At 55.5% G+C, this 23,623-nt stretch carries 18 protein-coding genes; 8 read left to right on the top strand and 10 right to left on the bottom strand.

The annotated features are described in order from the left end of the window. Positions 1-113: 113 nt before the first annotated feature. From ldtD to D5066_RS02545, 3 genes are all read left to right on the top strand, one after another. Positions 114-1,937 carry a L,D-transpeptidase gene (ldtD, locus tag D5066_RS02560; protein ID WP_119914955.1) on the top strand — a complete coding sequence of 608 codons (1,824 nt, stop codon included), beginning with the start codon at positions 114-116 and terminating at the stop codon, positions 1,935-1,937. Between the two features lie 175 nt (positions 1,938-2,112). Continuing rightward, positions 2,113-2,664: a peptidoglycan L,D-endopeptidase MepK gene (gene mepK / locus D5066_RS02550; protein ID WP_080327687.1), complete on the top strand. Its 552-nt coding sequence runs from the start codon at positions 2,113-2,115 to the stop codon at positions 2,662-2,664. 20 nt (positions 2,665-2,684) lie between these two features. Then, positions 2,685-3,332, top strand: a complete 648-nt coding sequence (locus tag D5066_RS02545) for an MBL fold metallo-hydrolase (protein WP_028012581.1) — start codon at positions 2,685-2,687, stop codon at positions 3,330-3,332. A gap of 48 nt (positions 3,333-3,380) precedes the next feature. Here the strand turns inward: D5066_RS02545 and D5066_RS02540 are convergent, their stop codons facing one another. The 4 genes from D5066_RS02540 to pncB all read right to left on the bottom strand — a co-directional run bounded on the left by D5066_RS02540 (position 3,381) and on the right by pncB (position 9,263). Next, positions 3,381-4,571 (bottom strand): amino acid aminotransferase, encoded by a 1,191-nt coding sequence (locus D5066_RS02540; RefSeq protein WP_119914954.1) that lies wholly within the window; start codon positions 4,569-4,571, stop codon positions 3,381-3,383. Positions 4,572-4,755: 184 nt separating this feature from the next. Next, positions 4,756-5,889: a porin gene (locus D5066_RS02535; protein WP_119914953.1), complete on the bottom strand. Its 1,134-nt coding sequence runs from the start codon at positions 5,887-5,889 to the stop codon at positions 4,756-4,758. A gap of 605 nt (positions 5,890-6,494) precedes the next feature. Further along, a complete protein-coding gene (asnS, locus tag D5066_RS02525) occupies positions 6,495-7,895 on the bottom strand; it encodes an asparagine--tRNA ligase (RefSeq protein WP_048960458.1) in 1,401 nt (466 codons plus the stop codon). Between the two features lie 165 nt (positions 7,896-8,060). Further along, positions 8,061-9,263 (bottom strand): nicotinate phosphoribosyltransferase, encoded by a 1,203-nt coding sequence (pncB, locus tag D5066_RS02520; protein ID WP_080327685.1) that lies wholly within the window; start codon positions 9,261-9,263, stop codon positions 8,061-8,063. A 254-nt stretch (positions 9,264-9,517) separates the two neighbouring features. Here pncB and pepN point away from each other — a divergent pair, with 254 nt between their 5' ends. Then, positions 9,518-12,130, top strand: a complete 2,613-nt coding sequence (gene pepN / locus D5066_RS02515) for an aminopeptidase N (protein ID WP_119914952.1) — start codon at positions 9,518-9,520, stop codon at positions 12,128-12,130. Positions 12,131-12,181: 51 nt separating this feature from the next. On the opposite strand, the gene ssuB is transcribed toward pepN, so the two are convergent. The 5 genes from ssuB to ssuE are packed head-to-tail and all read right to left on the bottom strand — an operon-like array spanning position 12,182 to position 16,422. Further along, positions 12,182-12,952: an aliphatic sulfonates ABC transporter ATP-binding protein gene (ssuB, locus tag D5066_RS02510; protein WP_119914951.1), complete on the bottom strand. Its 771-nt coding sequence runs from the start codon at positions 12,950-12,952 to the stop codon at positions 12,182-12,184. Continuing rightward, the gene (gene ssuC, locus D5066_RS02505; protein ID WP_080327682.1) at positions 12,949-13,740 is read right to left on the bottom strand and encodes an aliphatic sulfonate ABC transporter permease SsuC; all 792 of its coding nucleotides are present in this window, start codon (positions 13,738-13,740) and stop codon (positions 12,949-12,951) included. Before ssuC ends, ssuB begins: the two co-directional genes overlap by 4 nt. A 9-nt stretch (positions 13,741-13,749) precedes the next feature. After that, on the bottom strand, positions 13,750-14,895 hold the full coding sequence (ssuD, locus tag D5066_RS02500; protein ID WP_080327681.1) for an FMNH2-dependent alkanesulfonate monooxygenase: 1,146 nt from the start codon (positions 14,893-14,895) through the stop codon (positions 13,750-13,752). After that, complete coding sequence (locus tag D5066_RS02495; protein WP_119914950.1) at positions 14,892-15,854, bottom strand: sulfonate ABC transporter substrate-binding protein; 963 nt, start codon at positions 15,852-15,854, stop codon at positions 14,892-14,894. Before D5066_RS02495 ends, ssuD begins: the two co-directional genes overlap by 4 nt. Continuing rightward, positions 15,847-16,422: an NADPH-dependent FMN reductase gene (gene ssuE, locus D5066_RS02490; RefSeq protein ID WP_080327679.1), complete on the bottom strand. Its 576-nt coding sequence runs from the start codon at positions 16,420-16,422 to the stop codon at positions 15,847-15,849. The genes D5066_RS02495 and ssuE overlap by 8 nt, the downstream gene beginning before the upstream one ends. Positions 16,423-16,670: 248 nt before the next feature. Between ssuE and pyrD the strand changes: the two genes are divergently transcribed. Both pyrD and zapC read left to right on the top strand, forming a co-directional pair. Continuing rightward, the gene (gene pyrD / locus D5066_RS02480; protein WP_119914949.1) at positions 16,671-17,681 is read left to right on the top strand and encodes a quinone-dependent dihydroorotate dehydrogenase; all 1,011 of its coding nucleotides are present in this window, start codon (positions 16,671-16,673) and stop codon (positions 17,679-17,681) included. A 165-nt stretch (positions 17,682-17,846) separates the two neighbouring features. Continuing rightward, positions 17,847-18,389, top strand: a complete 543-nt coding sequence (gene zapC, locus D5066_RS02475) for a cell division protein ZapC (RefSeq protein ID WP_080327677.1) — start codon at positions 17,847-17,849, stop codon at positions 18,387-18,389. Here the strand turns inward: zapC and D5066_RS02470 are convergent. Further along, entirely contained in the window at positions 18,386-19,495 is a 1,110-nt protein-coding gene (locus D5066_RS02470; RefSeq protein ID WP_119914948.1) for a YcbX family protein, read from the bottom strand. The genes zapC and D5066_RS02470 overlap by 4 nt on opposite strands. Positions 19,496-19,593: 98 nt before the next feature. Here D5066_RS02470 and rlmKL point away from each other — a divergent pair, with 98 nt between their 5' ends. Both rlmKL and D5066_RS02460 read left to right on the top strand, forming a co-directional pair. After that, entirely contained in the window at positions 19,594-21,702 is a 2,109-nt protein-coding gene (gene rlmKL, locus D5066_RS02465) for a bifunctional 23S rRNA (guanine(2069)-N(7))-methyltransferase RlmK/23S rRNA (guanine(2445)-N(2))-methyltransferase RlmL (protein ID WP_008499936.1), read from the top strand. Positions 21,703-21,714: 12 nt separating this feature from the next. Further along, positions 21,715-23,622, top strand: a complete 1,908-nt coding sequence (locus D5066_RS02460) for an ABC transporter ATP-binding protein (protein ID WP_119914947.1) — start codon at positions 21,715-21,717, stop codon at positions 23,620-23,622. Position 23,623 lies beyond the last annotated feature (1 nt).

The following is a 23,623-nucleotide window of genomic DNA, read 5'->3' as shown; positions in this document are numbered from 1 at the left end:
GCTGCGTTATCTTTAAACTTCTTTACATAAGGTAAGGCAACAGAGTAGCCGTCTACCTATAATGAAAGAAAGCCCCAACGTGATGGGCATGTCGTGAAAACAGGGGGCAAGGGATGTTGCTTAAGAAAAAATGTGGTCGTCAGCTGTCCGCGCTAAGTTTATGCCTGACAGTAATGTTTGCTCCACTGTTAACCGCCCAGGCCGACGAGCCTGAAATTGTGCCGACTGACAGCTCTGCAACGACAGGCGCGCAGCCAACGTCGCTGTCCCAGCCGCTGGAGCAATCTCCGGCGACGGCCATCATGGCCGGGATTAAGCCGCTGCCGGAAGGCATCGATGCGGAATCGATCGCTCAACAGCTGCAGTCAGGGCTGCCATCAGGCTACACGCCTGCCTATATCAATCAGCTCACGCTGCTCTATGCTGCCCGTGATATGAAACCCATGTGGGAAAACCGCGATGCCGTACGCGCCTTCCAGCAACAGCTGGCGGAAGTGGCGATTGCGGGATTTCAGCCGCAGTTTACAAAGTGGGTTGAGCTGTTAACCGATCCTGCCGTCACTGGCCAGGCGCGGGACGTGGTCCTTTCCGATGCCATGATGGGTTACCTGCAGTTTGTGGCGGGTATTCCGGTCAATGGCAACCGCTGGCTGTACAGCGATAAGCCGTATAAGCTGGCGACGCCAGCCCTGTCGGTGATTAACCAGTGGCAATTAGCCCTGGATAACGGCGACCTGCCGCGCTTCATTGCCAGCCTCGCGCCGGCGCATCCACAGTATGCCACCATGCACCAGTCGCTCCTCGCGCTGGTGGGGGACTCGCGTCCATGGCCGCAAATGCGGGGGACCGTGACGCTGCGTCCTGGACAGTGGAGCAGCGATGTGCCTGCCCTGCGCGAGATCCTGAAACGCTCCGGTATTCTGGATGGCGGGCCGAAGATTGCTCTGCCTGGCGACGATCCGCAAAGCGTGGTGGTCAGCCCGTCAGCGCCCGTGAAAGAGAACAAGGCCACTACCCTGAGTAATAAACCCGAGGCTTACGATCGCGAGCTGGTCGCCGCGGTTAAGCAGTTCCAGGCCGCTCAGGGGCTGGGAGCCGATGGCGTTATTGGACCGTCAACGCGTGACTGGCTTAATGTATCGCCTGCGCAGCGGGCAGGGGTGCTGGCGCTTAATATTCAGCGTTTGCGTTTGCTGCCGGGCACGCTGTCCACCGGCATAATGGTTAATATCCCGGCCTATTCTCTGGTTTATTATCAGGACGGCAGTGAAAAACTGGCCTCGCGCGTGATTGTCGGGCGTCCGGATCGTAAAACGCCGATGATGAGCAGCGCGTTAAATAACGTGGTGGTTAACCCGCCGTGGAACGTGCCGCCGACGCTGGCGCGGAAGGACATTTTGCCTAAGGTCTGGAACGATCCGGGTTATCTGGAACGTCATGGCTATACGGTGATGCGCGGCTGGAACAGTAAAGAGGCGATCGATCCGTATATGGTCGACTGGTCGACGATCACGGCTTCCAATCTTCCGTTCCGCTTCCAGCAGGCTCCCGGAGCGCACAACTCGCTGGGGCGTTACAAATTCAACATGCCAAGTTCAGATGCGATTTATCTGCACGATACGCCGAACCACAATCTGTTCCAGAAGGATACCCGGGCACTGAGTTCTGGCTGCGTGCGCGTGAATAAAGCCTCGGAGCTGGCCAACATGCTGCTGCAGGATGCGGGCTGGAACGATACGCGTATTTCTGACGCCCTGAAGCAGGGGGATACGCGCTACGTCAATATCCGACACAATATTCCGGTCAATCTTTATTATCTGACGGCGTTTGTGGGGGAAGACGGGCGGACTCAGTATCGTACAGATATTTACAATTATGATCTCACCGCGCGATCCGGCGCACAAATTTTGCCAAAAGCGGAACAATTAATCAGGTAAATGAAGCAGTTCGGGAAAAATGGTTGTCGTAAGTTAGGGTGAATCTGGGGCAATATCGCTGTAAGCCGCGTATTCACTGGGGTTGGGCGCCTTGACGTACCCTGTTTTGCCAGTTAAGGTGCCCTTCGTGCGCTAAGCATATTTACGATTTCATTGACCTGTAGACCTGATTATCATGGACAAATTTGACGCTAATCGCCGCAAACTGCTGGCGTTAGGTGGTGTTGCGCTCGGCGCAGCGGCCATCCTGCCGACGCCAGCATTTGCCACCCTCTCGACACCTCGTCCGCGCGTTTTAACGCTCAGCAATCTTCACACTGGTGAGTCGCTAAAAGCGGAGTTTTTCGATGGCAGAGGCTATATTCAGGATGAATTAGCAAGACTCAACCATTTTTTCCGTGATTTCCGCGCGAATAAAGTAAAAGCCATCGACCCAGGACTGTTTGATCAGCTTTTCCGCCTTCAGGGCCTGCTGGGCACCAGCAGGCCGGTGCAGCTTATTTCTGGTTATCGCTCAATTGATACCAATAATGAACTGCGCGCCCATAGCCGTGGTGTAGCGAAAAAAAGCTACCACACGAAGGGACAGGCAATGGATTTCCATATTGAAGGCGTTTCGTTAGCCAATATTCGCAAAGCCGCGTTATCTATGCGCGCAGGTGGTGTAGGATACTACCCCAGCAGCAACTTTGTGCATATTGATACCGGGCCGGTTCGGCACTGGTAATAACGAAACACAGGAGCAGTATGAACTATCGTATTATTCCGGTTACCGCGTTCTCCCAGAACTGTTCATTAATCTGGTGCGAGCAAACCAAACTGGCCGCGCTTGTCGATCCCGGCGGTGACGCTGAGAAAATCAAGCAGGACGTTGCCGACAGCGGCGTGACGCTGATGCAGATTTTACTGACGCATGGTCACCTCGACCATGTAGGCGCAGCGGCTGAACTGGCTAAACACTACGGTGTGCCGATTATCGGCCCGGAAAAAGAAGATGAGTTCTGGCTGCAGGGGTTACCCGCCCAAAGCCGCATGTTTGGCCTTGATGAGTGTCTGCCTTTGACGCCCGATCGCTGGTTGAACGAAGGAGAGCGCGTTAACGTAGGGAATGTGACTTTACAGGTGTTGCATTGTCCTGGGCATACGCCAGGCCATATCGTCTTCTTTGATGACCAGTCCCGTCTGCTGATTTCCGGCGATGTGATTTTCAAAGGTGGCGTGGGACGCAGCGATTTTCCACGCGGCGATCACGGGCAGCTGATTCAGTCGATCAAACAGAAGTTATTGCCGCTGGGTGATGACGTGACGTTTATCCCTGGACACGGTCCAATGTCGACGCTGGGCTATGAACGGCTCCATAACCCGTTCCTTCAGGATGAGATGCCTGTCTGGTAACCAGCATAAAAAAAGCCTGCTTAACGCAGGCTTTTTTGTGGGCGCAAATTACAGGACGGCGACAATCGCTTCGCACAGTTGCGCCATGTTGTCAGGCGTCATGCCTGCAACGTTTACGCGACCAGAGGCTACGGCGTATACGCCAAACTCTTCACGCAGACGCAGAACCTGCTCTTTGGTCAGGCCGCTGAATGAGAACATGCCGTTCTGTTTGATGATGAAGCTGAAGTCGCGGTCAGCGCCTTTCTCAGCCAGGGTGTTCACAAACAGCAGGCGCATGCGCTGAATACGCTGACGCATATCGTTCAGCTCTTGTTCCCAGATAGCACGCAGCGCATCGTTGCTCAGAATGGTTGCAACAACAGACGCACCGTGTGCCGGTGGGTTAGAGTAGTTAGCGCGGATAACGGACTTCATCTGGCTGAAGGCACGATCAACAGTTTCATCGTTAGCCGCAACCAGCGTACAGGCACCTACGCGCTCATTGTACAGGCCAAAGTTCTTGGAGTAGGAGCTAGCGACGATCAGTTCCTGATGTACGGCTGCGAACGCGCGCAGGCCTTCGGAATCTTCTTCCAGACCACGGGCGAAGCCCTGGTAAGCAAAGTCAAACAGCGGCAGCCAGCCTTTTTCTACGGAGAGCTTCGCCAGCTGTTCCCACTGCTCAAGCGTTGGATCGATACCTGTCGGGTTGTGGCAGCAGCCGTGGAACAGCACCACGTCACCCGCCTGCGCTTCGTTCAGGCTTGCCAGCAGGCCGTCAAAGTCCAGAGCGTGGTTTGCAGCATCGTAGTAAGCATATTCGCGTACTTCCAGACCCGCAGAGTTAAAGACGCTCTTGTGGTTCGGCCAGCTTGGGTTGCTCACCCATACGCGCTTAACAGAGGTGTTTTTCGCAAGGAAATCCGCCGCCACGCGCAGCGCACCGGTACCGCCAGGGGTCTGCGCCGTGCGCGCACGTTTGTCACTCACAATTGCGCTGCCTTTACCGAACAGCAGCTCCTGGGTGCAGCGACCAAATTCAGGGATACCATCAATACCGAGGTAGTTTTTGGTGGTTTCATTTTCCAGCAGATACTGCTCAGCTTTCTTAACGCTGGTCAGTACCGGAGTTTTGCCGGTTTCATCTTTATATACACCAATACCCAGGTTGATTTTGCCAGGGCGGTCGTCGGCACGAAACAGATCGGCCAGGCCCAGAATAGGGTCGGCAGGAGCGGCGGTAATGTTCTCAAACATGACGAAGTTCCATTGTGATTACAGAAGTGAAATCCGCTATCAGGTTAACGGTAGATTTACAAAATGCCAACCGTTTGCGACGAAAAGCGTGCGGCTTTTCAAAAGTCGCCATTATTTTCTGTCAGGCATAAAAAAACAGGGCCGAAGCCCTGTTCATTATGCATATAACAACGTGGTGTACGGATTAGAACTGGTAAACTGCAGCCAGGCCAACCTGATCGTCGGTACCAACCCAGCCGCCGCCAGTACGCTTGGCCTGATCTTCGTCGATCAGGTTGATACGGTAGTCAGCAGACACGTTGAAGTTTTTGTTGAAGTAGTAAGTTGCACCAACTTCGACGTATTTAGCCAGGTCTGCATCGCCGCCAGCTACGGTGTTCAGGTTTTTACCTTTACTCTGCACGTAGGACAGGGATGGACGCAGGCCGAAATCGAACTGGTACTGAGCGATAACTTCGAAGTTCTGGGTTTTGTTCGCTACGTTGAACACGTCACCTGCTTCATCCGGAGTATTGGAACCGGTGCTGTTACCCAGGATGCTCATGTTGCGGGTTTCTGCGTACACAGCTGCCAGATACAGGCTATTAGCATCGTATTTACCACCAATTGCCCATGCTTCAGCTTTGTCGCCTTTGCCATCAGCTTTCTGTTTAAGAGTACGGTTAGCATTGCTGTATGCGCCGGTCAGACCAAAGCCACCGCCGAAGTCGTAGCCCACAGAGTAACCAACACCGTCGCCGTTGGCACGACGCAGGTCAGCACGCTCGTTTTTAGCCTGGTACTGAATACCGAAGCTCAGACCATCAACGAGGCCGAAGAAATCGCTGTTACGGTAGGTCAGCAGGCCAGTAGAACGGCTGGTCATGTAGTTATCAACATAACCGCCACCCCAGGTTTCGCCGGACCAGGTTGGCGCCATGTCGGTGTAGGACTCTACATCGTATACGATACCGTAGTTACGGCCATAGTCGATGCTGCCAGCGTCAGCCATTTTCAGGCCAGCAAAAGCCAGACGAGTACGGGTAGAGTTGTTTGCAGACTGCTCACCTTCAGCAGAGCTGGCCAGTGCACGGTATTCCCACTGACCATAACCGGTCAGTTGGTCGTTGATCTGAGTTTCACCTTTGAAACCGATCTGCGCGTAAGTTGCGTCTGAGTTGTTGGTGTTATCGCCATTGGTAACGAAATCACGCTCAGCGTTAATTTTCCCGTACAGATCCAGTTTGTTGCCGTTCTTGTTATAGATTTCTGCAGCGTTAGCTGCACCGGCTACCAGCAGGGCAGGGATTACCACTGCCAGAATATTGCGCTTCATCATTATTTATTACCCTCATTGGTTTTTTTATGACACTCGCCACTGCCGCCAATAAATTCTGTCAATAAATATTTCCGGAACTATTGATGAGAGTTTGGTGTCTTTATGTATCTGACAGGCATCTTTCCATTCACCGAAGCGTTTCGCTAGCCTGAAAGTGCTACAATTCTCAAGATTGAGTTACAAGAAGAAAATATGTGTAACTAAATGTGTATTTTTTGGAACTTTGTGAACCATCTCAAATTTCAGAGTGTCCTGATGAATTAATCAGCGAATTGTTTCCTATATATATGAATTCCTTATGATTAATTTGAATAAAGGCAATTCCTATAAACGGATGTTAAACGACTCGTTTTTTCTTATGACCGTAAAAAGACTTCTGGATGGCTAAAAAAGTGGTTGAAATTTGTGCTATTGCTTGAGGTTGTAATAATCGCAATAAGACTGTGGTTTATTTTTTGTCGCTGGATATTTTGCGGAAACAAAACGTAACAGGTAGTGGTTGTGACAGGGTGATGGTTTAAAAACGCTGACTTTACGCTGACAAAAACTGACAGGACAGAATAAAATAATGGCCAGCAAATGCTGGCCATTATCTGTTGTGTTACTTAGAAGCTGGCGTTACGTGGAGTACGTGGGAACGGGATCACGTCACGTACGTTCTGAACACCGGTAACGTAGGCGATCAAACGCTCGAAGCCCAGACCGAACCCAGCGTGCGGAACGGTGCCGTAACGGCGCAGATCGCGATACCAGCTGTAGTCCGCAGGGTTGAGACCCATCTCTTCCATGCGCGCGTCCAGCACGTCCAGACGTTCTTCACGCTGAGAACCACCGATGATTTCACCGATGCCCGGTGCCAGTACGTCCATTGCTGCCACGGTTTTCCCGTCTTCGTTAAGGCGCATATAGAAGGCCTTAATGTCTTTCGGGTAGTTTTTAACAACAACCGGCGCTTTGAAATGTTTCTCGGCCAGATAGCGTTCGTGCTCAGACGCCAGATCGACGCCCCAGTAAACCGGGTTCTCGAACTTCTCACCGCATTTCTCGAGGATCGCTACCGCGTCGGTATAGTCCACCTGCGCAAAGTCGGCAGAGACGAAACGCTCCAGACGCGCCACAGCATCGCTGTCTACGCGCTCTGCGAAGAACTTCATGTCGTCAGGACGCTCTTCCAGCACCGCTTTGAAGACGTACTTCAGCATCGCTTCCGCCAGACCGGCAACGTCGTTGAGGTCAGCAAACGCCACTTCCGGCTCTAGCATCCAGAATTCCGCCAGGTGGCGGCTGGTGTTAGAGTTTTCGGCGCGGAAGGTTGGGCCGAAGGTATAGATTTTAGACAGCGCACAGGCGTAGGTTTCGCCGTTGAGCTGACCGGACACCGTCAGGAAGGCTTCTTTACCAAAGAAGTCTTTGTCATAGTCCACTTTACCTTCCGGCGTGCGCGGCAGGTTTTCCATGTCCAGCGTCGAGACGCGGAACATCTCACCCGCGCCTTCCGTATCGGAGGCGGTGATCAGCGGGGTAGACACCCAGAAATAACCCTGCTCATCGAAGAAGCGATGCAGCGCCTGAGCCAGCGTATGACGCACGCGGGCCACCGCACCAATCAGGTTGGTACGCGGACGCAGGTGTGCGACTTCACGCAGGTATTCGATGCTGTGACGTTTTGCCGCCATCGGGTAGGTGTCCGGATCTTCAACCCAGCCGGTGACTTCAATGGCAGAGGCCTGAATTTCGAAACTCTGACCCTGGCCCGGTGATGCGACAACCACCCCGGTAACGATAACGGAACAACCCGTCGTCAGGCGCAGAACGTCATCATTGTAATTGGGCAGAGAATTATTAATGACGGCCTGTACAGGATCAAAGCAGGAACCGTCATAGACGGCAAGGAAGGAGATGCCAGCTTTAGAATCTCGGCGAGTACGCACCCATCCGCGCACGGTGACCTCCTGGTCAACGGCGACACGGCCCTGGAGTACGTCGGCTACAGGCACAACGCTCATAATATTCTCTCTGTTAATAGTCGGAAAAAATAAACACTTGTCCACCCTTATGGGGGGATATCTATGTTACCTGCCATCCGCTATCAGACAAGTAAATTTCGCAGTCAAAAGAGAAGAATTGAGAAATAAATAAGGGAAGGGAGCCCTGAAGGCTCCCGTCAGCGCTTAACTGGCTTTTTTGATCTGGGGGAGATCGAACGCTTTGCGCAATGCGCGGACAAACGCTTTGTCATGGCAGATGGTTTTACCCGGGCTATCGGAGAGTTTCGCCACCGGCTTGCCGTTACATTCCACCAGTTTTATCACAATGTTCAGTGGTTTTACCTGAGGGATATCGCAGGTCAACCGGGTACCGATCCCGAAGCCCAGATTAATTCTGGTACTGAAATGACGATACAGTTCGACGGCTTTCGCCAGGTCGAGATTATCGGAGAAGACCAGCACCTTGCTCATCGGGTCAATGCCAAGTTTTTGGTAATGGGCAATCGCCTTTTCGCCCCATTCAACCGGATCCCCGGAATCGTGGCGTAACCCCTGGTAACGCTCAGCAAACTCGGGGCCAAAATCGCGCAGGAAGGCATCCATCGTAATACAGTCGGTCAGGGCGATCCCGAGTTGATTTGGATACTCTTCAAGCCACGCAGCCAGTGCCGCACGTTGGCTGTTAGCCAGGTCAGGGCTAATTTGCTGATGCGCCTGGAACCATTCGTGCGCCTGGGTGCCCATTGGTGTCAGGCTAAGGCGACGCGCCAGATCGTAGTTACTGGTGCCCACGAACCACGGCTCAAGTTGCAGACGTTTTACAATGGCCTCCTGAACGTCGCGAGAGAAGCGGCGACGGGTGCCGAAATCCATCAGGCGGAAGCGGGACATATCCAGCCCTTCGGTCAGCGTAGAGAAGGCTGCAAGTTTGTTTTCCAGCGAGGCAACTGCCTGCTCGACGCCCGTTTCCGGCGAACGGTAGCGGTGAGCCAGCTCGCTAATCACTGCCAGAAGCGGCACTTCCCACATGATCACTTCCCGCCACGGACCTTCAAGACGAATATCCAGCTTGCCGTTCTCGTTGGTTACGGTGACCTGTTCTGGCTTATAGCGGAAGTCGCGCAGCCAGTTCAGATAATCCGCTTTGAAGAAAGGCAGGCCTGAAAGCCACTGATATTCGTCGTCCTGCAGCGTCAGATGCTGCATCGCATCGACCTGTTCACGAATGGAGTCTGCGTAAATACCGAGCAAGTCGTCACCACGGCAGCGGAATTCCGCCGCGACGTGAACGTCATAGTAATGGTGGAAAACGGCTTGCTGCATATGCAGTTTATACGCGTCGGTATCCAGCAACGTATGCAGAACCGGAGAAGCGAATTGAGTCATAGGTGCGCTGTAGCATCCTCTCACGGGAGCGTTTAGTACAATAAACAACTCCGGAGTATACCTTGTTTAGTGATTTATTGAACCCCGATCACAACATAAGCACACTTTATGGTCGAGAGCATTTCGTGCCCCGTGTTATACAAATGTAGCAAAAAAGGAGTTTCTGCCTGAAAAGATGAACATTCTGCATAGCGCGTTTTACACAACAGGAATATATTGAAACGTTACTCGACAAACGATGCATAAGGTTTTCTATGACACAACAGCCACAAGCCAAATACCGCCACGACTACCGTGCGCCGGAATACCTGATTAGCGATATCGATCTGACTTTTGACCTGGATGCCACAAAAACCGTTGTGACGGCGGTAAGCCAGGTGACGCGCCACAGCGCGACTGCCGTACCGCTGCGTCTGGATGGCGAAGACCTGACGCTGGTCTCCCTGCACATTAACGATGAACCCTGGTCAGACTATAAAGAAGAAGGCAACCAGCTGGTCATCGACAACCTGCCGGAACGCTTTACGCTGCGCATCGTCAATGAGATCAGCCCTGCGGCCAATACGGCGCTGGAAGGGCTCTACCAGTCTGGCGTGGCGCTGTGCACGCAGTGTGAAGCCGAAGGCTTCCGCCACATTACCTGGTACCTGGACCGCCCGGACGTGCTGGCGCGCTTTACCACCAAAATCATTGCCGATAAAACGCTCTATCCGTTCCTGCTCTCCAACGGTAACCGCGTCGGTGAGGGCGAGCTGGAAAATGGCCGTCACTGGGTGCAGTGGCAGGATCCGTTCCCGAAACCGTGCTATCTGTTTGCGCTGGTGGCGGGTGATTTCGACGTGCTGCGCGACACCTTCAAAACCCGCTCTGGCCGTGAAGTGGCGCTGGAGTTGTTCGTTGACCGCGGCAACCTCGACCGCGCGCCGTGGGCGATGACCTCACTCATTAACTCCATGAAGTGGGACGAAGAGCGCTTCGGCCTCGAATACGATCTCGACATCTATATGATCGTCGCCGTCGACTTCTTCAATATGGGCGCGATGGAGAATAAAGGCCTTAACATCTTTAACTCCAAGTATGTGCTGGCGCGTACCGATACCGCCACCGATAAAGACTACCTCGATATCGAACGCGTCATCGGCCACGAGTATTTCCATAACTGGACCGGTAACCGCGTCACCTGCCGCGACTGGTTCCAGCTGAGCCTGAAAGAGGGCCTGACCGTTTTCCGCGATCAGGAGTTCAGCTCCGATTTGGGTTCACGCGCGGTGAACCGCATCAACAACGTGCGCACCATGCGCGGTCTGCAATTTGCGGAAGATGCCAGCCCTATGGCGCACCCGATCCGTCCGGACAAAGTCATTGAGATGAACAACTTCTACACCCTGACGGTGTACGAGAAGGGCGCTGAAATTATTCGTATGATCCACACCCTGCTGGGCGAGGAAAACTTCCAGAAAGGGATGCAGCTTTACTTCGAACGTCACGACGGCAGCGCGGCCACCTGCGATGACTTCGTGCAGGCGATGGAAGACGCGTCTAACGTTGACCTTTCTCATTTCCGCCGCTGGTACAGCCAGGCCGGGACCCCGATTGTCACCGTTAAGGACGACTACAACCCGGAAACCGAGCAGTACACCCTGACCATCAGCCAGCGCACGCCGCCAACCGCCGAGCAGGAAGAGAAATATCCGCTGCACATTCCGTTCAGCATTGAGCTGTACGACAACGAAGGCAAAGTCATCCCATTACAGAAGGGCGGCCATCCGGTTCACCACGTTCTGAACGTGACCCAGGCAGAGCAGACCTTTATCTTCGATAATGTTTACTTCCAGCCGGTGTCTGCGCTGCTGTGCGAATTCTCCGCGCCGGTGAAGCTGGAGTACAAATGGAGCGACCAGCAACTGACGTTCCTGATGCGCCATGCGCGCAACGATTTCTCTCGTTGGGATGCGGCGCAGAGCCTGCTGGCAACCTACATCAAGCTGAACGTGAACCGTTACCAGCAGGGCCAGCCGTTGACGCTGCCGGTGCATGTGGCAGACGCGTTCCGCGCCATCCTGCTGGACGAGAAGATTGACCCGGCGCTGGCGGCTGAAATTCTGACGCTGCCGTCCGCGACTGAAATTGCGGAGCTGTTCGACATCATCGACCCAATTGCCATCGTGGCGGTGCGCGAAGCGCTGACCCGCACGCTGGCGACCGAACTGGCGGACGAGTTCCTGGCGCTCTACAACGCCAACAAGCTTGATGCCTATCGCGTGGAGCATGCGGATATCGGCAAGCGTACCCTGCGCAATACCTGCCTGCGCTACCTTGCGTTTGGTGAGGCCGGGCTGGCGAACACGCTGGTGAGCAAACAGTATCACGAAGCGGATAACATGACCGATGCGCTCGCGGCCCTGGCGGCAAGCGTTGCCGCTGAACTGCCGTGCCGCGATGCGTTGATGCAGGAATACGATGACAAATGGCACCAGGATGGTCTGGTGATGGACAAGTGGTTTATTCTGCAGGCGACCAGCCCGGCGGCCGATGCGCTCAGCAAGGTTCGCAGCCTGCTGAAGCACCGTTCGTTCACGATGAGCAACCCGAACCGCGTCCGCTCGCTGATTGGTGCGTTTGCCAGCAGCAACCCGGCGGCGTTCCACGCCGAAGACGGCAGCGGATACCAGTTTATGGTGGAAATGCTGACCGAACTCAACAGCCGTAACCCGCAGGTGGCGTCACGTCTGATTGAGCCGCTGATCCGTCTGAAACGCTACGATGCACAGCGCCAGGCGAAGATGCGCGCCGCGCTTGAGCAGCTGCAAGGGCTGGAAAACCTGTCTGGCGATCTGTACGAGAAGATTGCTAAAGCACTGGCTTGATAGAAAGCTTAACCCTCCCTCTCCCTGTGGGAGAGGGCCGGGGGGAGGGCATCAGGCATTCGCCTTAATACGCTGTAACTCCGTTTCCCCACGCTTCATCACCTGATCCAACACTTCCGCCTCCAGCTCCGCCAGTCTCGCCGAGCCCACGCGACGAGGACGCGGGATATCCACCGTCAGATCCAGACCGATTTTCCCGTCTTCTATAAGCAGCACCCGATCCGCCATCGCCACGGCTTCGCTGACGTCATGCGTCACCAGCAGTACCGTAAAGCCGTGCGCCTGCCAGAGGGTTTCAATCAGATCCTGCATCTCAATCCGCGTCAGGGCGTCGAGCGCGCCGAGCGGTTCATCAAGCAGCAGCAGGCCAGGCCGGTGAATCAACGCTCGCGCCAGCGCCACGCGTTGTTTCTGTCCGCCAGACAGCGATGCAGGCCATTCACCGGCACGGTGTTCCAGCCCGACGGCGGCCAGCGCTCGACGGGCTTCATCCCGCCAGCTGCCTTTGAGCCCCAGCCCGACGTTATCAATCACCGTTTTCCACGGCAGCAGCCGCGCGTCCTGAAACATCATGCGCGTATCGTCCTGAATATTGGCCAGCGGCGTGGTTCCTGCCAGAATCTCTCCACCGTTGGGGGCTTCCAGCCCGGCTAATAGACGCAGCAGGGTGCTCTTGCCGCCGCCGCTGCGCCCGACTACGGCCACAAACTGGCCGGCGGGAATATGCAGATCCAGCCCGTTAAGAATGGTGTTTTCGCCGTAGCGTTTAGTTACGCCGTTCAGCAGCAGCGGCGTACCCTGGTTCAGACGTGCTGTATTCATGCTTTTGCCTCCTGAAGGGTGTAGGCCGGGTTCCAGCGCAGCCAGCTGCGCTCCAGCCACTGGGCGCTAACGTCGGCGAGTTTGCCGAGCAGGGCATAGAGGATGATGGCAACCACCACCACGTCCGTTTGCAGAAATTCACGGGCGTTCATCGCCAGGTAGCCGATACCGGAGTTGGCCGAGATGGTTTCCGCGACGATCAGCGTCAGCCACATCAGGCCGAGCGCAAAGCGCACCCCGACCATAATGGAGGGCAGGGCGCCCGGCAGAATCACGTGTGTGAAGAGAGAAAAGCCGGACAAGCCGTAGCTCCGCGCCATCTCCACCAGACCGCGATCGATATTGCGGATGCCGTGCCAGGTATTGATGTAGATCGGGAACAGCGTGCCCAGCGCCACGAGAAAGATCTTGGCGCTCTCGTCAATCCCAAACCAGAGGATAACCAGCGGGATCAGCGCCAGATGCGGCACGTTGCGCAACATCTGAATGGAGGTATCCAGCAGCCGCTCGCCCCAGCGGGAAAGGCCGCTGATCAGACCCAGCACCAGACCGATGCTGCCGCCGATGGAAAACCCAATCACGGCGCGCCAGGAGCTGATCGCCAGATGCTGCCACAGCTCTCCGCTCACGCTCAGCGACCAGAACGCTTCAACGACGCCCTCCGGAGAGGGCAGAATGCGGCTCGACAGCCAGCCGGTGGACGACGCGAGCTGCCAGAGCGCCACAATGCCGACGGGCAAAAACCACGGAGCGGCGCGCAGCAGCCATTTTTGTGAGGTGGCAGACATGGTCACTCCTTAGCTCTGCGCGGCTTTGCGTGGAATAAACTCGTTCGCCACGGCTTCGCCCTGAAGCTGGAGCCGCTGCGGCTGCGGAATTTCCGGGATGGCAACATCCAGATGCGGGAACAGCAGTTCACCCACCTTGTAGGCCTCTTCCAGATGCGGATAGCCGGAAAGAATAAAGCTGTCGATGCCCAGGTCAGCATATTCATTGATACGCGCTGCTACGGTTGGACCGTCGCCGACCAGCGCTGTGCCCGCGCCGCCGCGCACCAGGCCGACCCCCGCCCAGAGGTTAGGGCTGATTTCAAGATTCTCGCGCTTGCCGTTGTGCAGAGAGGCCATCCGGTGCTGCCCGACAGAGTCGGTTTTGGCAAACGCCGCCTGGGCTTTTGCAATCGTCTCATCGTCCAGGTGGGATATCAGACGGTCTGCCGCCTGCCAGGCTTCCTCATTGGTTTCGCGCACAATCACGTGCAGGCGAATGCCGAAGCGCACCCTGCGGCCATGGGCGGCGGCTTTGGCGCGAACCTGAGCAATTTTCTCTTTCACCAGCTCGGGCGGCTCGCCCCAGGTCAGATAGAGATCGACCTGCTCAGCGGCCAGATCCTGAGCCACATCCGACGATCCGCCAAAATAGAGCGGAGGACGTGGCTGCTGCACCGGCGGGAAGTAGAGCTTCGCGTCGCGAACGTGAATATGTTTGCCTTCAAAGGTGACGGTTTCACCTTCCAGCAGGCGTCGCCAGACGCGGGTAAACTCGGCGGAGGCTTCATAGCGCTCGGTATGGTCGAGGAAAACGCCGTCGCCCGCCAGCTCCTGCGGATCGCTGCCCGTCACCAGGTTAAACAGGGCGCGACCGTTGGACAGTCTGTCCAGCGTAGCCGCCTGGCGCGCCGCCACGGTGGGGGAAACCACGCTTGGGCGTAACGCAACCAGGAACTTGAGGCGCTGGGTCACCGGGATCATCGACGCGGCCACCAGCCAGGCATCCTCGCACGAACGTCCGGTTGGGATCAGTACGCCGGTGAAACCGATTCGGTCCGCCGCCTGCGCAATCTGCTGAAGATAGCCGTGGTCAACCGGGCGCGAGCCCTCTTCTGTACCAAGATAGTGTCCATCACCGTGGGTGGGTAAAAACCAGAAAAGATTCAGACTCATGATTTAGCTCCTTCTTTGCCTGCGGGCTGCCAGATGCGTTCGCGAATATTGACCTGTTTTGGTACCAGGTGGTTTTGATAGAAAAGGTCCGCGGTTTGTTGCTGAAGCGCGGCGACGTGCGCATCGACAGGCGCAATGGTGGTGGGCGGACGATGACTGAGGTAGCTCGCGATCACCGGTTCAGGTAAGCCCATGGTTTTTGCCAGCAGGGCAATGCTCGCCTGACGCTGGCTCTGTGTCAGGGCATCAGCCTGCGTAAAGGTATCCAGTACGCCCTGAATAAACGCGCCGTTCTTTTCTGCGTAAGGGCGTGAGGCGAGATAGAACGAACCGGTTTGCTTCAGCGTGGTTCCGTCTTTCAGCACCCGTACGCCACCCTGCAGTAATGCGGCTGAGTAGTACGGATCCCAGATGGCCCAGGCATCAACGTTCTTCTGCTGGAACGCAGCGCGTGCGTCGGCAGGCGTCAGGTAAACGGGCTGAATGTCGGTGAACTTGAGCCCGGCTTCCTGTAAGGCGCGCAGCAGCAGGTTGTGCGAGCTGGAGCCTTTCTGGAAAGCAACTTTACGGCCTTTAAGATCGGCAACGCTTTTGATGTCGCTGTTTTCAGGTACCAGAATTACCTCGGCTTTCGGTTTCGCGGGTTCTACGCCCACATAAACCAGGTCCGCTCCGGCAGCCTGAGCAAAGATAGGCGGAATGTCGCCCGTGCTGCCCAGATCGATACTGCCAACGTTCAGTGCTTCAAGCATCTGTGGCCCGGCGGGGAACTCCACCCAGGAGAATTTGGTGTCCGGGAAGCGTTTTTCCAGAAGCTGGTGGCTTTTTGCCAGCACCATACTGACGCTGCCTTTCTGATAGCCAATGCGTAAGCTGTCCGGTGCGGCTTCTGCAGCCTGTGCCAGCGCGGTAAACGCCATCAGGCCAGCCAGTCCGAGACGGGTTAAGGTTTTAAGCATGTGCGACTCCCTGCGGCGGATTAAAAGAAGGGACCTGGATATCCCGGCGATGCAGCGCATGCCAGAAGGTTTCCAGCGCGGCATCAAGGCGGGTTTGCAGATTCGGCGTGAAGTGCGGCTTATGCTGGTAGTCAATGATCTGTGAATCATCTGCAAAAACGCCGTGAAGGATCTCCTGTGCCTTCAGCGCGTTGAGTACCGGTTTCAGGGCATAATCCACGGCCAGTAAATGGGCCACCGTGCCGCCCGTGGCCAGCGGCAGGACCACTTTGCCGTCCAGGGCGCGCTCGGGAAGCAGATCGAGCAGCGTTTTCAGTGCACCCGAAAAAGAGGCTTTATAAACAGGTGTCGCCACGATTAAGCCGTCAGCACCTTTAAGCTGTTCCGTCAGGGTTTTGAGCGCGGGGCTGTCAAAACGGGCGTAGAGCAAATCTTCAGGTTCGAAGTTATGCAGATTCCAGTGGCACACTTCCACATCCAGAGCGTTGAGCTTGTCGCGGGCATATTCCAGCAGGGCGCTGGAACGCGAGGGGAATCGTGGACTACCGGCCAGGGTGATGACGCGCATGTTTGCTCCTTATAACCAATTGTTTGCTTTTATCTAACATTCATAACAATTTTCAGGAGTGTGACACTGCGCGGTTATTCCACTAAATGATTTATCCGCAATTAAAATGCGAAAAAGCGCATAAGAAATAGACAGGGAGGTAAACGATTGCGTTTTACGCCGATTTTTTGCCGCAGGTCAATTCCCTTTCGGAACGGGATCGCCCATAATCCCCTCCCGGTTTGCACACCGGGAATCCAGGAGAGTTCATGTACTACCCCTTCGTTCGTAAAGCCCTTTTCCAGCTCGACCCCGAGCGCGCTCATGAATTTACATTCCAGCAATTACGTCGTATTACAGGCACGCCTCTGGCCGCTCTGGTGCGTCAGAATGTGCCGGAAAAGCCTGTGCAGTGCATGGGTCTGACCTTTAAAAATCCGCTGGGTCTGGCGGCTGGCCTGGATAAGAACGGCGAATGTATTGACGCTCTGGGCGCGATGGGCTTTGGCTCCATCGAAATCGGTACCGTCACGCCGCGCCCGCAGCCGGGAAATGACAAGCCGCGCCTGTTCCGCCTGGTCGAAGCCGAAGGGCTGATCAACCGCATGGGCTTTAATAACCTCGGCGTTGATCACCTGGTGGAGAACGTGAAGAAAGCCCATTTTGATGGGGTGTTAGGCATCAATATCGGTAAAAATAAAGATACGCCGGTTGAGCAGGGTAAAGATGACTATCTGATTTGTATGGAAAAAGTCTACGCCTATGCCGGTTATATCGCGGTGAATATTTCCTCACCCAATACCCCGGGCCTGCGTTCCTTACAATATGGCGAAGCGCTGGACGATCTTCTGAGTGCCATTAAAAATAAACAAAATGAGCTGCAGTCGATCCACCATAAATATGTTCCGGTCGCGGTTAAGATCGCGCCGGATCTTTCTGCCGAAGAATTGATCCAGGTTGCCGATAGTTTAGTTCGCCATAATATTGACGGTGTGATTGCGACGAATACCACGCTCGATCGTTCGCTCGTCCAGGGAATGAAAAACTGTGACGAAGCGGGTGGGTTAAGTGGGCGTCCGGTACAATTAAAAAGCACCGAAATTATTCGCGCACTGTCTGCGGAATTAAATGGCCGTTTACCGATTATTGGCGTCGGCGGCATCGACTCGGTGATTGCTGCTCGCGAGAAGATGGCGGCGGGTGCATCACTGGTGCAAATCTATTCCAGCTTTATTTTTAAAGGCCCGCCTTTGATTAAAGAAATCGTTACTCATATCTAATCTTTTCTCTTAATCAGACAACCAGGGCTTTATTTCCAGCCCTGGTTGTTTTATATTCCGTCACTGTTGCTTATTTAGACATTATAGTCTTTTATTACTAGTGTTATAAACGAAGCGGCGAACAGGACATTTTTAGTACAGGACGTTTGGGGACGGGAGAGACACATGCGAATTAAACCTGACGATAACTGGCGCTGGTATTTTTGCGACGAGCACGATCGTATGATGCTCGATTTAGCCAATGGCATGTTGTTTCGTTCTCGTTTTGCCCGCCGAATGTTAACCCCGGACGCATTTGCCCCGTCGGGCTTTTGCGTTGACGATGCGGCGCTCTATTTTTCCTTTGAAGAAAAATGCCGTGACCTTGCGCTTTCTAAAGAACAGCGCGCTGAGCTGGTCCTGAATGCGCTGGTGGCGATTCGTTTCCTGAAGCCGCAAATGCCAAAAAGCTGGCATTTCCTGGCGCACGGTATGAGCTGGTCTCCGGCCACGGGCGACGCGGCCAGCGTCAATCTGAGCGATACTGCCGAAGAGGTGAGCCTGTTAGTGGTTGAGCCGGGCGAAAATGCTGCACTCTGCCTGCTGGCGCAACCCGGCGTGACGATTGCCGGGCGAGTCATGCAGCTAGGTGATGCGATCAAAGTGATGAACGACAGGCTGAAGCCACAGCTGCGCGTAGATGCCTTCAGCCTCGAACAGGCGGTTTAAGCTTCCAGCTGTACGGACGTTTTCGGTACGCAGCTACAGCACAGAATTGTCCCGTCATTGCCAATTGCAGACTTCTTCAGCGCACTCACTTCACCTTCCAGCAGCTTGATGCGGCAGCATCCGCAAATGCCCGCGCGGCAGGAATACGGTACGCGAATACCGGCTTGTTCCAGTTGCTCCAGTAAAACCTGCTGATTGTTGCCACGAATCACCTTGCCCTGCCAGTGAATATCCACCGCAGAGGCGACGTTTGTCTCAACGTCGACCATTTCTTCTTCCTGCCCTGAGCCGTACACTCTCGCCGGCCCGCGGGCGAGAATTTCAACCTCATCGCCTACGCGGATCGCGCCGCTGGAGCGCGGGATCAGGTTCTGACCGAAATCGACATCGCCGTTGTCCTGCGCGGTACGAAATGATTGCAGCGTTTTCAGCGGTTCGCCGGAAGGGTGTTTCTGACCTTTCTCAGGGCTTACCGTGGTGAAAATGCAGCGACTGCAGGGTTTGACGACATCGAAGATGACGCTGCCGATGCGGATGACTTTCCAGGTGTCTTCATCCCAGGCGTCGGCACCCGTGACGACGAGGTTTGGACGGAACTGTTCCATCTGTACGCTTGCTTTACAGCGATTCTGTAAATCACGCAGTGACGCTTCGTTGGTGAGCAGGAACGGGAAGCCATCGGCGAAGGAGAGAGGAACGGCGTCGTGGCGCTTCACGCGACGCGTCAGTTCAGGCCCAACCCAGCGCAGCTGCACGTCGCGGGAGAAGAAGCCGCTCAGCCAGCGGTTAATTTCATCCGGTGCGATGCGCGCGGTAAAATGATTGCCCCACACTTCCGTTGGCGCATCCACAGGCGCAAAATCAACAAAGCGAATCACCGCGCTGGAACCGTCCGGCGCGGTCAGATGCAAACCGTCATGAAGCGGGGAAGGGGTAAAGCGAACCATCTGCGGGAACTGGCGTGCGGTAATGAATGTGCCGTCTGGCTCGGTGACCATAAAAATACGATCGAAGGCGAATCCGCTCATGTCGGCCAGTGCGTGTGAGACGCCGATGCCGCGCATGGATTTCACCGGATGAATAAAAAGCCTGGATAACGTCGCCACTGCACACTCCCGCAAATGAAAATAAGCCTTCAACTTTATGACATACACGCCATATTAGCTATAATGCGCGACAATTTTCTAAGAGTAAAAGTGACGATATGAATTCTCTGTTTGCCAGTACGGCCCGTGGGCTGGAAGAGCTGTTAAAAACTGAACTGGAAAGCCTGGGCGCGCAAGAGTGCCAGGTGGTTCAGGGTGGTGTCCATTTTGAGGGCGACACGCGGCTTATTTACCAGAGCCTGATGTGGAGCCGTCTGGCGTCGCGCATCATGCTGCCGATGAAGGAGTGCAAGGTCTATAGCGATCTTGATCTCTATACCGGCGTACAGATGATCGACTGGACAGAGATCTTCACGCCAAATGCCACCTTCGCGGTACATTTCAACGGCGTGAACGACGAGATCCGCAACAGCCAGTACGGCGCCCTGCGCGTAAAAGACGCCATTGTGGACTGCTTCACGCGTAAAAATAAGGAACGTCCGAACGTCGATCGCGAAAACCCGGACCTGCGCATCAACGTCTGGCTTAACGGCGACACGGCGAGTATCTCTCTCGATCTGAGCGGTGCGGGCCTGCATCTGCGCGGCTACCGCGATCGCACCGGTATGGCGCCGATCAAAGAAACCCTGGCCGCCGCCATCGTGATGCGCTCTGGCTGGCAGCCGGGCACGCCGCTGCTCGATCCAATGTGTGGTTCCGGTACGCTGCTGATTGAGGCCGCAATGCTGGCCACCGACCGTGCGCCGGGGCTGCACCGCGGCCACTGGGGCTTCAAGGGCTGGGCGCAGCATGATGAAGCGCTCTGGAAAGAGGTTAAAGACGACGCGCAGACCCGTGCGCGTAAAGGCCTGGCGGAGTACACCTCGCACTTCTACGGCTCGGACAGCGACCCGCGCGTGATTGAACGCGCGCGCAGCAACGCCCGTCGCGCCGGTATCGGTGAGCTGGTCACCTTCGAGGTAAAAGACGTGGCGAACCTGACCAACCCATTGCCGAAAGGCCCGTACGGGACCGTGATCAGCAACCCGCCATATGGCGAGCGTCTGGATAGCGAGCCTGCGCTGATTGCCCTGCACAGCCTGCTGGGCCGCAATATGAAAGACCACTTCGGCGGCTGGAACCTGTCTCTGTTTAGCGCTTCGCCGGAGTTGCTGAGCTGCCTGCAGCTGCGTGCCGATCGCCAGTTTAAGGCGAAAAACGGCCCGCTGGACTGCGTGCAGAAAAACTACCATCTGGCAGAGAAAGCGGCGGACAGCAAGCCGTCCGGCGTGGCGGAAGATTACGCCAACCGCCTGCGCAAAAACCTGAAGAAATTTGAGAAGTGGGCGAAGCAGGAAGGGATCGAATGCTACCGCCTGTACGATGCCGACCTGCCGGAGTACAACGTGGCGGTTGACCGCTACGCGGACTGGGTAGTGATTCAGGAATATGCTCCGCCGAAAACCATTGATGCGCAAAAAGCGCGTCAGCGTATGCTGGACGTCATTGCGGCCACCATTGCCGTGCTGGGGATTGCGCCGAACAAGCTGGTGCTGAAAACCCGCGAGCGTCAGAAGGGTAAAAACCAGTACCAGAAGATGGGTGAGAAGGGCGATTTTATCGAAGTGGGCGAATATAACGCCCGCCTGTGGGTGAACCTGACAGACTATCTTGATACCGGCCTGTTCCTTGACCACCGCATCGCCCGCCGTATGCTGGGGCAGATGAGCAAGGGCAAAGACTTCCTCAACCTGTTCTCCTACACCGGCAGCGCCAGCGTGCATGCCGGTCTCGGCGGCGCGCGCAGCACCACCACGGTGGATATGTCCCGCACCTATCTGGAGTGGGCCGAGCGTAACCTGCGCCTGAACGGTTTAACAGGACGTCAGCATCGCCTGATGCAGGCCGACGTGCTGGGCTGGCTGCGCGATACCGACGAGCAGTTCGACCTGATCTTTATCGATCCGCCGACCTTCTCTAACTCCAAGCGTATGGAAGATAGCTTTGACGTTCAACGCGATCACCTGCGCCTGATGACCGACCTGAAGCGCCTGCTGCGCAAAGGCGGCACCATTATGTTCTCGAACAACAAACGCGGCTTCCGTATGGATCACGACGGTCTGGCAGCCCTGGGACTGAAAGCACAAGAAATCAGTCAAAAAACGCTGTCTCAGGACTTCGCCCGTAACCGTCAAATTCATAACTGCTGGTTGATTACCGCGGTCTGAAAGGAAAAATAAATGTCTTTAATTAGTATGCACGGCGCGTGGCTCTCTTTCAGCGACTCACCGCTTCTCGATAATGCAGAGCTGCACATCGAAGATAACGAGCGCGTCTGTCTGGTGGGCCGTAACGGCGCGGGTAAATCCACGCTGATGAAAATCCTCAACCGCGAGCAGGGGCTGGATGACGGCCGCATTGTGTACGAGCAGGATCTGATCGTCTCCCGCCTCCAGCAGGATCCGCCGCGTCATGTGACCGGCAGCGTGTACGATTTCGTGGCGGAAGGCATCTCCGAGCAGGCGGAGTACCTGAAGCGCTATCACGAGATTTCACATCTGGTGATGACTGACCCGAGCGACAAGAATCTCAACGAGCTGGCGAAAGTGCAGGAGATGCTCGATCACCATGGTCTGTGGCAGCTGGAAAACCGCATTAACGAGGTGCTGGCCCAGCTGGGTCTCGAAGCGGATATGGAACTGTCCGCGCTCTCCGGCGGATGGCTGCGTAAAGCGGCGCTCGGGCGCGCGCTGGTCAGCGGCCCTAAAGTACTGCTGCTGGACGAACCAACCAACCACCTTGATATCGAAGCGATTGACTGGCTGGAAGGGTTCCTGAAAACCTTCAGCGGCACCATCATCTTCATCTCGCACGACCGTTCGTTTATACACAATATGGCGACGCGCATTGTTGACCTCGACCGCGGCAAGCTGGTCACCTATCCTGGCGATTACGATACCTATCTGCTGGAGAAAGAAGAAAACCTGCGCGTGGAAGAGTTGCAGAACGCCGAGTTCGACCGCAAGCTGGCGCAGGAAGAGGTGTGGATCCGTCAGGGCATCAAGGCGCGCCGTACCCGTAACGAAGGCCGCGTTCGCGCCCTGAAGGCGATGCGTCGTGAGCGCAGCGAGCGCCGCGAAGTGATGGGTAGCGCCAAAATGCAGGTGGAAGAAGCGTCCCGCTCCGGCAAGATTGTCTTCGAAATGGAAAAAGTTAACTACCAGGTTGACGGCAAAGTGCTGGTGAAAGATTTCTCTGCGCAGGTTCAGCGCGGCGATAAAATTGCGCTGATTGGCCCGAACGGCTGCGGCAAAACTACGTTGCTGAAGCTGATGCTGGGCCAGCTGCAGGCTGACAGCGGCCGCATTCACTGTGGGACTAAGCTGGAAGTGGCGTACTTCGACCAGCACCGCGCGGAGCTGGATCCGGATCGTACCGTGATGGATAACCTCGCAGAAGGTAAGCAGGAAGTGATGGTGAACGGCAAGCCGCGTCACGTTCTGGGCTATCTGCAGGACTTCCTGTTCCATCCGAAACGTGCGATGACGCCGGTGCGCGCGCTCTCCGGTGGGGAGCGTAACCGTCTTCTGCTGGCCCGTCTGTTCCTGAAACCAAGTAACCTTTTGATTCTCGATGAACCAACAAACGACCTGGATGTCGAAACGCTGGAATTACTTGAAGAGCTGATCGATGGTTATCAGGGGACCGTGATGCTGGTTAGCCACGATCGTCAGTTCGTGGATAACACCGTGACCGAGTGCTGGATCTTCGAAGGTGAAGGGCGAATTGGTCAGTACGTGGGGGGCTATCACGACGCAAAAGGGCAGCAGTCGCAGTCTCTGGCGCAGAAACAGTCAAAGTCCAGAACAAGTTCTGAACCTGCTGTAACGAAAGCAGAAACTGTCAAGAAAACCTCGGCTAAACTAAGCTATAACCTGCAGCGCGAGCTGGAGGGGCTACCTCAGCGTCTTGAAGAGCTGGAGGCCGCGCTTGAGAGTCTGCAAGCGCAGGTTGCTGATGCGTCATTCTTCACCCAATCGCATGACTATACTCAGAAAGTACTGGCTGAAATGTCCGCGGCTGAAAAAGCCCTGGAAGAAGCATTTGAGCGCTGGGAGTACCTTGAGTCTCTGAAAAACGGCGCATAAA

The sequence above is a fragment of the Enterobacter chuandaensis genome, from assembly GCF_003594915.1.
GTDB classification, from domain to species: Bacteria; Pseudomonadota; Gammaproteobacteria; order Enterobacterales; family Enterobacteriaceae; genus Enterobacter; species Enterobacter chuandaensis.
This window is presented reverse-complemented; position numbering and strand designations above follow the sequence as displayed.